Source organism: Methanohalophilus profundi, from assembly GCF_004137855.1.
Classification (GTDB): Archaea; Halobacteriota; Methanosarcinia; order Methanosarcinales; family Methanosarcinaceae; genus Methanohalophilus; species Methanohalophilus profundi.
The window spans coordinates 803,860-816,560 of the sequence record NZ_QBKB01000002.1 but is presented as its reverse complement, the minus strand read 5'-3'; the positions used below and the strand labels follow the sequence as shown (position 1 = coordinate 816,560).

The window sequence follows — 12,701 nt, the reverse complement described above, 5'->3', positions numbered from 1 at the left end:
TTAAATGAAGGTCCAATCGATTTTCTCATCATTTTTGTCGTAAAGGGTAACTTCGGCCTGCATCTCTTCCATCTGGCTGGGTAATTCCCTGACTCCCAGGTATAGGGTATCCCCGGGTTTCAAATCCCTTTTTGGATCAGTGCGGGCAAAATAAACATTCCCTCCACTTTTTATCTCTTTGACCATTACTCCTTTCCATTTCAGGTTGTTTATTATGTTGACAACTTTGCACTCGAACCTGTCTGATTCTTCTATTTCTGTCATTTTGTCACCTCTTCTCAGGCATAAAGGTGGGTATTGGTTTCTTTTTTCTGCAACCCGGACGCAGTTTTTTCAAAATAATGTGCTTCAACTTTTTCCATGTCGTCTATTATTGCATGGTGAAGGGCACTTTTGAGGACTTTTTCCACAATGTCTCTTCCTGAAAGGCCGTTGGTCAGTTTTGCAAGCTCGCCCAGGTTAGCTTCAGCTTTTATGGGGAATGTCTGTAGATTGAGTTCGATTATTTCTTTTCTTTCCTCTTTGCCGGGAAGTACAAACTCGATCTCCTCTTCAAAACGGCTCCTTACTGCCCCGTCGAGTACTGCTGTCCTGTTTGTGGCACAGATTGTGCATACTCCTTCTCTCTGGCTGATGCCGTCCATTTCTGTGAGCAGGGCGTTAACGATCTCGGCTACATCGCCCCTGAGTTCCTGGTATCGCCTGTCAAGGGCAATGGCATCCAGTTCGTCTATGAAAATGATGCTGGGTGCAAGTTCGCCTGCTCTTTCATACAGCTGATGTATCTGGCGGGAGCCTTCTCCTACAAATTCTCCTATAAGTTGTGTGGCTTTGACCGGGAGGAATGCCACATCAGTTTTATTTGCAAGGGCTTTTGCGACCATGGTCTTTCCTGTACCTGCTGGTCCATGGAACAGGATGTTACGGGGTGCCCACTTGCCAAATCTTTCGGGCTCTTCCAGATATCTCTCGATGAGCTTGCATTTGCGTTTTGCTTTAACCTGTCCGACGATATCATCAAATTCAATTTCCACGGGATATTCAATATCCGTTTTTTCTTTCTCTTCCTGATTTACTACGATTGTTGTGGACTGGCCTATTATTGTAGCTTCGGGTCTTACTTCCTGGATTCTGTATGCAAAATCAGGGAACATTCGGTGATCAAAGAGGTAATCGTTTTTTCGGGCAATGTAACCATTCCATTGCATTCTTGCATAACATTCGAAAAGTTCGGGTTCTTCGATGCGTGGATATTCTTCAATAATTCCACAGAGGGGATAACCAATAGGTTGCAAAATTACAATTTCTGCAGTAGCTTCTTTTGCCTCGATTGCTTCCTGGGGTATTTTTTTCAGACTGGGACGTTGTGCGGATCTTGCCATATTTTCTCCTTTAGGTCATATGGGTCGTGTTGCAGTATTAAAGTTTATCCATAAGATTTTCCTGTAAAATTAAAATTAGGGCCATATGAAAACTATGATGGAGTCGCTCTTTCCGATGTAATTAACCAGTATTGGGATGTATTTCTTTTGATGGGTATCACAATAGTTACTCGTAATCATCTTCTCGAAATAATAAAACATCTTGATTCAAATAGACGTCATGGTGGTTCTGTTAGCAACGATTAATTTGATTTAGGGGGCTATACGAATTAATTTTGGTGATTCGTATGCCTATTACTATATATATGTGAAAACATACTCTACAATAGCTTTACAATTTAAGTTTGTGATCAAACCAGTCAGGTATTTTCCGGGAATAGGCAGCTATATCGATAATTATCAAATCATATTTAGAGGTACTAAGAATGGCCACAATTCTGGTAGTTGAAGACAATCCAATGAACATGGAACTTACAGTGGATTTGCTTGAGTCTTATGGGTATGAAGTAATGCAGGCAGAAGACGGTCCACAGGCTCTTGAAGTTGCAGAGAAAAATATTTTAGATCTCATCTTACTTGACATGCAGCTGCCCAAAATGGATGGGCTTGATGTTCTGGAAAAATTCAAAGAGATTGAAAATACAAAAGATACGCCTGTGGTTGCATTGACAGCACATGCAATGAGGGGCGATGATAAGAAATTTATTAATGCAGGATGTGCGGGTTATATATCCAAACCAATCGACATACATGACTTCCAACAAACCATCTCATCTTATGTCGAGAATTGATTGTAATCATTCCGGGACTTCAGCGATGGAATAAAAATACATTTACAAGGGTTTTACTCTTGCATTCATTACAATACAACTTCTTCTAATCTCTTTTCAATAGGCATCTGGCACTTTTTGTCAGGGATATTTCAATATTTTTCATACTCTCGGGTCTTGTTTTTCCTATATCCCAATAGTTTTAATATCTATGTGGCCTATCAAATGAGAGAATTAGCAGCATTTGAGGCAGGATAATGGAACTTGATGAAAGAATTATTACCCGAGCGATAGTTGAAGAATTTACCAATGTTTTTCTGGACTATACTGATGTTGATGTGGCCCTGGTAGGCGGGGGTCCTGCAAACCTCGTTGCTGCCCGTTATCTTGCAGAAGCAGGACTAAAGACTGTACTTTTTGAAAAGAAACTCTCTGTAGGAGGCGGTATGTGGGGCGGTGGCATGATGTTTCCGCGGATTGTGGTCCAGGAAGAAGCGCGCAGGATTCTTGATGATTTTGATGTGCCATATCATGAATATGAAGAAGGTTACTATGTGGCAAACTCGGTTGGTACTGTAGGTAAACTCATAAGTGCAGCGGTTTCTGCAGGAGTCGAAATATTCAATCTGGTAAGTTTTGAAGATGTTATGATACGGGATAACGATGAGGTATGCGGGCTTGTTATTAACTGGACAGCAGTTGAAATAGGCCGGCTTCATGTAGACCCCCTCACAATCCGTTCTCGCCTGGTACTTGACGGAACCGGCCATGAGGCTACTGTCTGCAATACTGTGCAGCGCAAGATCCCCGGAGCTTTTGGTGGCAAGGAGGTAGTGGGTGAAAAACCAATGTGGGCTGATATTGGTGAGCGTCTTGTAATGGAAAATACCCGGGAGGTTTATCCTGGTTTGATAGTTACAGGTATGGCTGCCAATGCTGTTGCAGGTTCTCCCCGGATGGGTCCGGTTTTTGGAGGAATGCTTCTCTCAGGTGAAAAGGCAGCACAGCTTGCAATTTCCCGTCTGAAAGATTGATATGGAGAAAAGTTTATCTTATTGAGCAGAAGAATCCTTCTTTGAGGGAGGGGGGAATGAATGCTTTTCCCCTGCTTTAACATAATGTTTAAATAGTATTGACACTAGCATAGTCCATCACCTTCGGAACGAGGGAAAGGGCTTGTGGACTTGTGAACAATAGTTCAAAGTATGAAGCAAGAAGCACCATGCGTAAGCGTGGGGTAGTTCACTTAAGAGAAATACATATATAAAATGTTCTCGCGTAGGGCATTATTAACTGTGCCGGGGTAGGGTAGCGGTTATCCTGTAGCCCTGTGGAGGCTACGATCTGAGTTCGATTCTCGGTCCCGGCCCCATTTCTTTAATTTTCGCAGGAAAACTTTTTTAATGGTTTTTAAAAGCATTAATTGTTTATTTCGAATTCAGGATAGATTTCAGAATTATCCATTAACTCTTCGTAAGCATCGTGCCTGGGGCTTATTATTACAATATGGGCTGGTGGATGTATTTTCCTCAGTTTGTTTATCGCAGAGCCGGCATTATTTTCCAGACCCACAAGTGCTGCAAACTTACAATTTGAACGCAAGGGTACTCCCACGACCTTTACAAGAAGAGTATCTGCATAGTTTGGTTCGATACGTTTTGGACAGGAGCTGAACTTCATGCTCCCGTATTGCTGCAAATCGTGCAGCGCAATCCTGACTTTGTTTTTGTCTTCTCCCCTGATTACCGCAAAGGATTTCATACAAACCCCCCGTTGAAGGCTTTGTAATTAATTAAATCATACAACTATATCAATTTTTGTATCGTTTCAGGAAAGGTGGGGAATTATTTCCCCATTTCACGGGAGCGTTTTGCAGAAGCCATCACTGCATCTGTGAAAGCCGCCCTTACTCCGTTTTTCTCAAGTGCATGAACACCATGAATGGTTGTCCCTGCAGGAGAGGTCACCATGTCCTTGAGCTCTGCTGGATGTTTTTTTGTTTCAAGGACCATCTTTGCTGCGCCTAGTACTGTCTGGGCTGCTAGTTTTTGTGCACTTTCCCTGTCAAGTCCTTCAAGCACACCACCATCCGCCAGGCCTCGATTATGGGGAAAATATATGCGGGGCCGCTCCCGGAAACTCCTGTAACTGCATCCATGAGATGTTCAGGAACTAGGGCAGCAGAACCCATGCTTGAAAATATTTCCATTGCAACTTCAGCATCCTCTGCGGATGCGTTTTTCCCCGCACTGACTGCAGAGGCCGCTTCACCGACGGTTGCGGCAATGTTTGGCATCACACGAATTACTCTTGTATCTTCATGCAATTCCTCTTCAATAGTGGATGCAGGAACCCCTGCTGCAATTGAAATTATGAGTTTGTTTTCGTTTATATGGTCTGCAAAACCTCTCAGTGCATTGCGCAGTATCTGGGGCTTGACCGCAAGAATGATGAGGTCTGAATTATCCACTGTATCAAAATTGTCTGTTGATACGTTAATTCCAAGTTCACTTTTAAGTGCCTGCAGTGCAGGTTCATAAACATCGCTGGCATAGATATTTGCGGGTTTTGCTTTTCCTGCACGTATTATGCCTCTAAGAAGGCTTTGCCCCATCTTGCCGGTCCCTATTATACCGACTTTCTTATTTTCGAGGTGCATCATATCACTTCATTTTTTCTTGATGGTTACTATATCGCCAAGAGTAGTGCCCCTGTTCAGGGTATTTGTATCCCAGTCGTCTTCTCCCACTTTCTCGGTGAGTTCGATATCAAGGGCATGTTCAATCTTTGTACGTACCGAATCTTCAGGTACGATGTCTCCCTTCTCGATCTTTTTGATCAGGGATGCTTTTTCCTTTATCTTGGAAGCAAGTTCTTCCTGGGTAAGGCCCTTTGCTTCCCTGGCCTCTCTTATGGTTTGTTCGTATTCGTCTATGAGTTCTTCTGTAGGAGCAGTTACCGGGTTCTTTTTGGGTTTTGAACTCTTTTTGATCCCCTGCCGCACAGGAGCATTCTTTCTGGATACCGGTTTCCGGGTGCTTACTGATGTTCCGTATTGTGAACATCGGTTGCAGGCGTTGAGTTCGCTTCCCTCGACATTTATCTTAAAAGGCTCCCCTTTTATCTCTGCACCACATATTTCACACTGCATAAAAAATCATCTCTTACATGGAAGCTGCCATGCCTCTTTTCGAAGTGCTATATACCTATGGACTTAAATATTATTCGGAGCTATATGAACGAAACCAGTGATGATACGGTAAATCAGGGGAATTACGGATTTAAAAATATGTCCGAAGCAGAATATGATTATATAGGTTCTGAAGGAGACGAAGACTTTTCAAAGTACCTTCTGGACAGGATGAAACAACTTGAATCCCGCAACAGCAAACTTAAAGAGCAGTGCGACCAGATTGAATCTGAAAAAAAGAATGTTGAATCCCAGAAAGTGAAGTATGAGCGAGAAGTTCGCAAACTTCGCTCTGAGATTAACAAACTTAAGACTGTTCCTTTGATCGTGGCAAATATTATTGATGTCATTGATTCCAATAAAGTATTGATACGCAGCAGTTCCGGGCCCCAGTTCATGGTAGGGGTTTCCCAGTATATAGATGAGTCCAAATTGGTTGCCGGTGTCAGGGTTGCCCTGAACCAGCAGACCCTATCCATAGTGGATGTTCTTCCCTCGACAGAAGAACCGGAAGTTTCAGCAATGGAAGTCCTGGAATCCCAGGATATAAGCTATGAAGATATCGGTGGATTGGATAATCAGATCCAGGATATTATCGAATGTGTCGAACTACCTCTCATTAAACCCGAATCTTTTGAACGTGTAGGTGTGGAACCTCCTAAAGGTGTGCTCCTGCACGGACCGCCGGGCACCGGTAAAACAATGATGGCAAAAGCGGTAGCCCATCGTACTGACGCAACTTTTATCCGTGTTGTGGGCTCGGAACTTGTGCAAAAGTACATTGGTGAAGGTTCCCGGTTGGTCAGGGAAGTTTTCGATATGGCAAGAAAGAAAGCTCCCAGCATTATTTTCATAGATGAGCTCGATGCCATTGCAGCAACCCGGCTGAGTGACACCAACGGTGCTGACAGGGAAGTGCAGCGCACTCTCATGCAACTTCTCGCAGAGATGGATGGGTTTGAGAATCGGGGTGATATTCGCATAATTGCAGCCACCAACAGGGTGGATATCCTGGATCCTGCCATAATCCGTCCGGGTCGTTTTGATAGGATGGTCGAGGTTCAGATGCCGGATAAAGAAGCCCGTAGTTTGATCCTCAGAATTCATTCCAGAGGGCTTTCCCTTGCCCGGGATGTGGACTTTGATAAACTTGCCAGCCTTACAGAAAATACAAGTGGTGCGGATCTGCATGCACTGACTACCGAGGCCGGTATGTTTGCTGTGCGCAATGATCGTGATAGTGTGACAATGACTGACTTTATGGATGCCATCGATAAGGTCTTAAAGCCCCGGCAACCTCAGGTAAATGAGCATCCGGGTGCAATGTTTGTTTAAAAGGGGGTATACCCTTTTCTCTTTTTCATATAAAACCGGAAATAAGGATCCTGGGTATTGATGATTCAGCTCTGGTAAGTGACCGTATACTTGTGGTAGGGACTTTTTTCAGAGGGGGTATGTGGCTTGATGGAGTGTTATCCACCTACATTACCAGGGATGGTATGGATGCTACCGATTCATTAATAAGGATGATATCAGCCAGCAAACACAGGAATCAGGCTCGTGTGATAATGCTGGATGGAGTCACATACGGGGGTTTCAATCCGATTGACATTGTGTGCTTAAATGAATCCACAGGAATGGGTGTGATTGTGCTGATGCGCTCGCTGCCTGATTTTGAGAATATAAAAAATGCTCTCTATCACCTGGAATACCCGGATGAAAGGTTTGCGATAATAAAAAAGGCAGGCAGGATATCCCGGGTGGTAACTTCTCACTCCCCTACGCCGGTTTACATCCAGTGTGCAGGTATCGATGAAATTTCCGCCACCCGGATAGTCCAGTTAAGTGCCACACATAGCAATATCCCTGAACCTTTGAGGGTTGCACATCTCATTGCCACCGGTATTATTTGTGGTGAATCCCGCGGCAAACCCTGATGTTTAATCCTGGATTGAATCCAGTACTATCTTTTCTCCTCTTTCCAGCAGTTCTTTTGCCTTTTGCTCTGTTTTAGCTTCGGCGAAGACCCTGACAATTGGTTCGGTGCCGGAAGGGCGTATAAGTAGCCACCCGTCTTCATACCATATCTTGAAACCATCAGTGGTATCAATCTCAATTCCCTCTCCCTGTACACGGCTGGCTACGTTTTCAAGTGTCTTTTTAAGATCGCCACATTTCACCTTTGTTTTGGCATTGTGGTATTCTGGAACATTTGCAGCCATCTGTGAAGGTTTCACTCCCGCTGCCATTATGTCAAGTAATTTGGCACAGGCCATGGCTCCATCCCTGCAATGCTGGTGTTCGGGGAAAATAAGCCCTCCATTCCCCTCACCGCCAAAAACAGCGTCTATTTCCATCATTCTGCGTGCTACATTAATGGATCCAACAGCTGTCCAGTGAAGTTCCACGTCTGCTTTTTCTGCAATGTCCAGCATGCGCCGGGATGAACTTACCGGTGTCACGATTGGGCCCTTTTTACCGGAGGTCACATATTTTGCCATCATGGAAAGCAGTATTTCTTCATCAATGAATGTACCATTTTCATCAAAGAAGACTGCCCTGTCTGCATCACCATCCTGGGCAACTCCCAGGTCAGCATCGTAGTTTTTGACAATATCCCTGAGTTCTCCCAGTACATCGGGTGTTGGCTCGGGATTCCTCCAGGGGAAAGTGCCATCCGGCTGGGCATTGATCGTTATGACCTCACATCCCAGTTTGCGCAATAAGAGGGGTAGTGTGAGAGAACCTGCGCCACATCCTGTATCTATGGCCACCCGGAATCGCTTTGCACTGATTTCTGTGGAATTGACCGATGAAATTATTCCATTGATGTAGTAATCATTGGCATTATAATCCCTGTTCAGTTCACCTGTCAGGTTCCAGTCAGCAGAGTGGAATTCGCCGCTATAGTAGATATTTTCGACCTTTTTCTCCCCTTCCCTGGAAAACTCGGTACCATCTGCGTCTATAAGTTTTATGCCGTTGTATTCCCGGGGGTTGTGGGATGCAGTAATAACAATCCCTGCATCTGCATGGTCGCGCACATAATACTGGACAGACGGGGTTGGGCAGGTCCCAATGTCGATAACTTTTATACCCGCTGAAAGTAAACCGGATATTGCAGCTGCTTTTAGCATCTCTCCTGAAATACGCGTATCTCTTCCGATTGCTACGGTCTTATCTACTCCCAGATAGGTCCCCAGACTTCTGGCAAGGTCTATTGCAAATTTAGGTGTAATGAATTCATTAGCTATTCCACGTACTCCATTGGTTCCGAACAGGCCCATTTGTAAACTCTCCTACTTGCTATACTAGATGCCACTTTACTATTTTAGGTTTATCTGGGGGTGGTCTATCACCAAGAATTATATTTAATGACTTCCAATCTATGGATCATGCTAATGAAAGATGAAGGCAGGCTTGTAATCTGGCCGGCTTCCATAGATCGTTCCAAAAGCAGGAATGAAGGAAGAATTATATCTCGGAAAAGTTCAGTAAAGGAGCCGAATCTGGAAGAGATGGAAAAGGCAGCTGCATCCCTGGATCTTAATCCAGAGGTCCAAAAAGACAAAGCTTATCCACGTTCCTGGTGGGAGAAAAGCGGACGCATCATGGTGGATAAGAATGAATCCAGAAGTACCACGTCAAGGAAGATCTCTAAAACGATTAAAAAATATAGACAGGGCTGAATGCCCTTTTTCTTTATAATGGATTACATTTTATGGCCAGGTACCATAACTGGCACTTAATAGAATAACAGCAGCTCCACAAAGCAATCCAAAGACTATAACTGCTTTTGGGTCCAGGTGGATTGCCCTTTTGTCCTCTTCATAGTATCTCATAAGACCGGCAGAAGACATCAATCCGTTGTCACTCTGTTTCTTTTTTCCCATATTCTTCCATCTCTTTCCTTTTGTTTACTTGTACCCTGATTGTATTTTATACTTTGAACTACTTCACGCTTACGCATGGAGATTCCTACGAGTTGTTATATCATTCATAGGATGTATTTGGGATACATCAAATGTCAATAACCCTGTTTGTCGTAGATTATGAGCAAAATGTTCATAGCCTGTCCAGGTGGCATAATTGGATAGGTAACGTATCATGATATTGATAGCACTATTTCTATCTCTATCAATAACGTTACCACAATCACATGTCATATCACGTCTATATAATGGCATATCATGTTGTTTTCCACAAACATAACATGTTTTTGACGTATATCTTTCATCAATTTTAACTACTTGTTTACCTATAAGTTCTGCTTTATAGGTGAGAAATTCGATGAAACGTGATAGATAACCATTGCTTTGTGTAGAACGATATAAATAACTTATGCAATTGTGTTATTATACCACGGCTTTCATCCCTTACCTTACGGAAAGGGATTTCTCGCCTATTGAGTTAAAAGTTTGCGCTCTCAGGTCCTTACTTCATCTATCAAAAATGGTGGCCTGAAGATTCCTCTTTCTGTAATTATCGCCTCAATATACTCCATAGGTGTGCTATCAAAAGCAGGATTGATCACCGGTACATCTTCAGGTGCTATCTGTACTCCCTGCATGTAGCGCAATTCATCAGGATCCCGTTCCTCTATCTTCACGCTGTCTTCCCATCCCTTGAAATCAAATGTTGAGGCAGGAGCTGCCACATAGAAAGGAATTTCGTGTTCCATGGCCACGATCGCATGGTTGTAGGTTCCGATCTTGTTGAAAACAGCATCTTCTGTAACGCGGTCTGCTCCGACTATCACCTTGTCCACAAGCTCGTGGCGCATTACATAACCACTCATGGAATCCGATATTAGTTTGACCGGGATGTTGTCCTGCATCAATTCCCAGGTCGTAAGCCGGCCTCCCTGGTTCAAAGGCCGGGTCTCGCATGCGATCACATTGATATCTTTTCCCTGTTCCACAGCGGAGCGTACAACCCCCAGGGCTGTGCCCCAGTCCACACAGGCCAGTCTGCCGGCATTACAGTGGGTCATTACGGTGTCCCCATCTTCCAGCAGGGAAGCACCATGTTTGCCGAGAGTTTTGTTGATCTGTACATCTTCATCTGCAATGGCCTGTGCTTCGTTGAGAGCTATATCCCGTATGCCTGCGGTGTCGTAGGCTTCAGAGACCGCTTTGATCACCCGGTGTACTCCCCATCCCAAGTTTATAGCTGTGGGTCGGGTAGCCAGGATGATCCGTGCGGCATTTTTGAGGTCTTCCAGGAGGCTTTCCATGTCATTTGCACTGCTGAGTTTGCTGGCAAGGGCAATACCATAGGCACCTGCTGCTGCCAATGCGGGTGCTCCCCTGACCCGCAAGGATTTGATTGCTTCACACAGCTGGGCCAGATTTTCACATTCGATTTCCCTGTATTCGACAGGCAACAGGGTCTGATCGATCATTCTCACGGTAGAATTTTCAGCATTCCATTGAATTGTTCTCATTATGTTTCACTCTGATGATAATTAATTAAGTCTGGTTGAGATATTTTACACCTTTATATATATCTTCCACCTAAATACACATCCATGGTCAGTTCAAGGGCTATTCATGATCCTGTGCATAAAACTATCCTGTTGACTCCTCTCCAAAAGGAACTGGTGGAAACTCCTCAGGTGCAGAGGTTACGTTCCATCCAGCAGCTCGGTCTTGTTGATATCGTTTATCCGGGTGCAAAGCACAGCAGGTTTGAACATAGCCTAGGTACCATGCATATGGCATCCCTGATGGCCGATGCCCTGTCTCTGCCGCAAGAGGATAAAGTGAAAGTAGAGGTTGCAGGTCTTTTGCACGATGTAGGTCACTCTGCATATTCCCATGCCGTGGAAGATGTCCTAAAACGCAATCCCGACATTAAGCCACAATACGGTGGTATAATTAGGGAAAATCACGAAGCTTTCAGTGAATATGTCATAAGGAATTGTTTTGCAAACAACGGTAATATTGCAAGAATAGTTGAGGATGAGCTGGGTCAGGATCCTGTTGATTTTTTCGATCAAATCGCCCTCATGGCAACAGGTAAAACTTCTTTTCTGGAAAAGCCCTATCTGGGACAGTTAATATCCGGTGATATAGATGCGGATCGAATAGATTTTTTGCTTCGTGATTCCTATCACACCGGCATATCCCTGGGATTGATAGACGTGGATCAGATTATACAGAACCTGAGCATCCGCAATGGCAATATCGTACTGGGTAAAAAGGATGGCTGCAGTTATGATGAAGATATGACATTGACGGTTGCTGAATCAATGCTCATAGCCCGTGCACATCACTATAATGCTATAGTGCATCATCCTCATACCCAGTCTGCAAGAATTATGTTATTGAGGGCTCTTGAAAATGCTCTGGCTGTGTTCGGGGAAAAGAAGGATGCAGAATCTGTGAATAATGAGGCGGGTTTGTTTTTCACACAGTATAATGATGCGGACTTGATCTATTTCATAAAAACATATGGCAGCGATCAAGCACAACGGCTTATCAGTTCAGTCCTTGCGGGAAATATCTGTGACCCTATTGTGCGATTTAATCAGAAAACTCTCAACCCGGCAACCCGAATGGCCCTGTCTACAATCACCCGGCATGGTGTGGCCAAGAAGATGTTCGAGGAGCAGCTTGAAAAGAGAATAGGGGACGTTTTTGTAGATTTGAGTGTTGCCAGTGGGGTGCCTCGCAGTACAAGGGTTGTTGTGAACGGTGAGGATAGTTTCTTTTACGATGAATCTGCCCTTGCAAACGGTCTGGTCAGGGCAATTTCCAGGCAACTGTCACTGGTTGTTTTTTCTCCTGTTGATGGTATCGGATGCCCAGAAGCTGCACAGCTCAAGGATGTTGTAGGCTATACTGTTGACACCCTGTCTCCTCAGTTGCTGAGATTTATACGTCAGGAAAATTACCTGCCCATAGAGGGGCTGATTTTGTTGTTCTATACCGTTAATTCCATTTTCTGGAAAGAGGAAGATGGTTTTGTCTCAATTCCCCGTTTGCGTAATATAACCTGGATATATCGCATGGTCCAGCGGTTCAGTGAAGATGCAAGACTTCGCAACCTCTTTGACTATAGATTCCATCGTGACTATGGTTTTCCTTACAGCAACAGGGTTTTTGAGGACATCCAGCTTCTCGTGGCAATGGGCATTGTGGACGAAGACCTGCGTTATTATGAAAAGGACAACAGGTTCCACCAGCGCTATGAGTATGTCCTGACGATGCACGGAGTTAAATATGGAAAACAACTTTCAGAAGCCTACGGCCGTGAATTCAGGGAGCTTACAAAGATACTCCGGCAGGATAAACACTCTATCCCCCGGGATATTGTAACTATTCCTGCACGCCGTTATCAACAACCCTGAGGTGT

The 12,701-nt window shown here is 44.2% G+C and carries 14 protein-coding genes, 1 tRNA gene and 1 pseudogene; 7 read left to right on the top strand and 9 right to left on the bottom strand.

Annotated features, from left to right (window positions below; genetic code table 11):
* Both C9889_RS04290 and C9889_RS04285 read right to left on the bottom strand, forming a co-directional pair.
* Positions 1–264 carry a hypothetical protein gene (locus C9889_RS04290; protein WP_128754357.1) on the bottom strand — a complete coding sequence of 88 codons (264 nt, stop codon included), beginning with the start codon at positions 262–264 and terminating at the stop codon, positions 1–3.
* 14 nt (positions 265–278) lie between these two features.
* On the bottom strand, positions 279–1,382 hold the full coding sequence (locus tag C9889_RS04285) for an AAA family ATPase (RefSeq protein ID WP_129597428.1): 1,104 nt from the start codon (positions 1,380–1,382) through the stop codon (positions 279–281).
* Between the two features lie 425 nt (positions 1,383–1,807).
* Here C9889_RS04285 and C9889_RS04280 point away from each other — a divergent pair, with 425 nt between their 5' ends.
* The 3 genes from C9889_RS04280 to C9889_RS04270 all read left to right on the top strand — a co-directional run bounded on the left by C9889_RS04280 (position 1,808) and on the right by C9889_RS04270 (position 3,524).
* Entirely contained in the window at positions 1,808–2,173 is a 366-nt protein-coding gene (locus tag C9889_RS04280; protein WP_129597426.1) for a response regulator, read from the top strand.
* Between the two features lie 236 nt (positions 2,174–2,409).
* Positions 2,410–3,186 (top strand): sulfide-dependent adenosine diphosphate thiazole synthase, encoded by a 777-nt coding sequence (locus C9889_RS04275; RefSeq protein WP_129597424.1) that lies wholly within the window; start codon positions 2,410–2,412, stop codon positions 3,184–3,186.
* A 263-nt stretch (positions 3,187–3,449) separates the two neighbouring features.
* Positions 3,450–3,524 (top strand) — tRNA-His (locus tag C9889_RS04270).
* Positions 3,525–3,571: 47 nt separating this feature from the next.
* On the opposite strand, the gene C9889_RS04265 is transcribed toward C9889_RS04270, so the two are convergent.
* The 3 genes and pseudogenes from C9889_RS04265 to C9889_RS04255 all read right to left on the bottom strand — a co-directional run bounded on the left by C9889_RS04265 (position 3,572) and on the right by C9889_RS04255 (position 5,303).
* Entirely contained in the window at positions 3,572–3,913 is a 342-nt protein-coding gene (locus C9889_RS04265; protein WP_013036774.1) for a DUF356 domain-containing protein, read from the bottom strand.
* 83 nt (positions 3,914–3,996) lie between these two features.
* Positions 3,997–4,811: pseudogene (proC, locus tag C9889_RS04260) on the bottom strand (pyrroline-5-carboxylate reductase).
* A gap of 9 nt (positions 4,812–4,820) precedes the next feature.
* Positions 4,821–5,303: a multiprotein bridging factor aMBF1 gene (locus tag C9889_RS04255; protein ID WP_129597421.1), complete on the bottom strand. Its 483-nt coding sequence runs from the start codon at positions 5,301–5,303 to the stop codon at positions 4,821–4,823.
* Positions 5,304–5,387: 84 nt separating this feature from the next.
* Here C9889_RS04255 and C9889_RS04250 point away from each other — a divergent pair, with 84 nt between their 5' ends.
* Together C9889_RS04250 and C9889_RS04245 are read left to right on the top strand one after the other, a co-directional pair.
* The gene (locus C9889_RS04250) at positions 5,388–6,677 is read left to right on the top strand and encodes a proteasome-activating nucleotidase (RefSeq protein ID WP_129597419.1); all 1,290 of its coding nucleotides are present in this window, start codon (positions 5,388–5,390) and stop codon (positions 6,675–6,677) included.
* 8 nt (positions 6,678–6,685) lie between these two features.
* Positions 6,686–7,279, top strand: coding sequence for an endonuclease dU (locus C9889_RS04245; protein ID WP_129597417.1), 594 nt, complete (start codon positions 6,686–6,688; stop codon positions 7,277–7,279).
* A 3-nt stretch (positions 7,280–7,282) separates the two neighbouring features.
* Here C9889_RS04245 and glmM read toward each other — a convergent pair whose 3' ends face one another.
* Positions 7,283–8,629 (bottom strand): phosphoglucosamine mutase, encoded by a 1,347-nt coding sequence (glmM, locus tag C9889_RS04240; RefSeq protein ID WP_129597415.1) that lies wholly within the window; start codon positions 8,627–8,629, stop codon positions 7,283–7,285.
* A gap of 114 nt (positions 8,630–8,743) precedes the next feature.
* On the opposite strand from glmM, the gene C9889_RS04235 reads away from it, so the two are divergent.
* Positions 8,744–9,031, top strand: a complete 288-nt coding sequence (locus tag C9889_RS04235) for a signal recognition particle protein Srp19 (RefSeq protein ID WP_129599407.1) — start codon at positions 8,744–8,746, stop codon at positions 9,029–9,031.
* A 30-nt stretch (positions 9,032–9,061) separates the two neighbouring features.
* On the opposite strand, the gene C9889_RS04230 is transcribed toward C9889_RS04235, so the two are convergent.
* From C9889_RS04230 to C9889_RS04220, 3 genes are all read right to left on the bottom strand, one after another.
* Positions 9,062–9,235 (bottom strand): preprotein translocase subunit Sec61beta, encoded by a 174-nt coding sequence (locus tag C9889_RS04230; protein WP_123136418.1) that lies wholly within the window; start codon positions 9,233–9,235, stop codon positions 9,062–9,064.
* A gap of 69 nt (positions 9,236–9,304) precedes the next feature.
* On the bottom strand, positions 9,305–9,634 hold the full coding sequence (locus C9889_RS04225) for a zinc ribbon domain-containing protein (RefSeq protein ID WP_225420097.1): 330 nt from the start codon (positions 9,632–9,634) through the stop codon (positions 9,305–9,307).
* A 134-nt stretch (positions 9,635–9,768) separates the two neighbouring features.
* On the bottom strand, positions 9,769–10,788 hold the full coding sequence (locus tag C9889_RS04220; RefSeq protein WP_129597412.1) for an S-methyl-5-thioribose-1-phosphate isomerase: 1,020 nt from the start codon (positions 10,786–10,788) through the stop codon (positions 9,769–9,771).
* An 84-nt stretch (positions 10,789–10,872) separates the two neighbouring features.
* On the opposite strand from C9889_RS04220, the gene C9889_RS04215 reads away from it, so the two are divergent.
* The gene (locus tag C9889_RS04215) at positions 10,873–12,696 is read left to right on the top strand and encodes an HD domain-containing protein (protein WP_129597410.1); all 1,824 of its coding nucleotides are present in this window, start codon (positions 10,873–10,875) and stop codon (positions 12,694–12,696) included.
* The last annotated feature ends 5 nt before the right edge of the window (positions 12,697–12,701 follow it).

What these genes read in the sequence shown, in the direction of transcription:
- C9889_RS04290 (WP_128754357.1), bottom strand. Translation starts at nt 264, where the DNA reads ATGACAGAAATAGAAGAATCAGACAGGTTCGAGTGCAAAGTTGTCAAC.
- C9889_RS04285 (WP_129597428.1), bottom strand. Translation starts at nt 1,382, where the DNA reads ATGGCAAGATCCGCACAACGTCCCAGTCTGAAAAAAATACCCCAGGAA.
- C9889_RS04280 (WP_129597426.1), top strand. Translation starts at nt 1,808, where the DNA reads ATGGCCACAATTCTGGTAGTTGAAGACAATCCAATGAACATGGAACTT.
- C9889_RS04275 (WP_129597424.1), top strand. Translation starts at nt 2,410, where the DNA reads ATGGAACTTGATGAAAGAATTATTACCCGAGCGATAGTTGAAGAATTT.
- C9889_RS04265 (WP_013036774.1), bottom strand. Translation starts at nt 3,913, where the DNA reads ATGAAATCCTTTGCGGTAATCAGGGGAGAAGACAAAAACAAAGTCAGG.
- C9889_RS04255 (WP_129597421.1), bottom strand. Translation starts at nt 5,303, where the DNA reads ATGCAGTGTGAAATATGTGGTGCAGAGATAAAAGGGGAGCCTTTTAAG.
- C9889_RS04250 (WP_129597419.1), top strand. Translation starts at nt 5,388, where the DNA reads ATGAACGAAACCAGTGATGATACGGTAAATCAGGGGAATTACGGATTT.
- glmM (WP_129597415.1), bottom strand. Translation starts at nt 8,629, where the DNA reads ATGGGCCTGTTCGGAACCAATGGAGTACGTGGAATAGCTAATGAATTC.
- C9889_RS04235 (WP_129599407.1), top strand. Translation starts at nt 8,744, where the DNA reads ATGAAAGATGAAGGCAGGCTTGTAATCTGGCCGGCTTCCATAGATCGT.
- C9889_RS04230 (WP_123136418.1), bottom strand. Translation starts at nt 9,235, where the DNA reads ATGGGAAAAAAGAAACAGAGTGACAACGGATTGATGTCTTCTGCCGGT.
- C9889_RS04220 (WP_129597412.1), bottom strand. Translation starts at nt 10,788, where the DNA reads ATGAGAACAATTCAATGGAATGCTGAAAATTCTACCGTGAGAATGATC.
- C9889_RS04215 (WP_129597410.1), top strand. Translation starts at nt 10,873, where the DNA reads ATGGTCAGTTCAAGGGCTATTCATGATCCTGTGCATAAAACTATCCTG.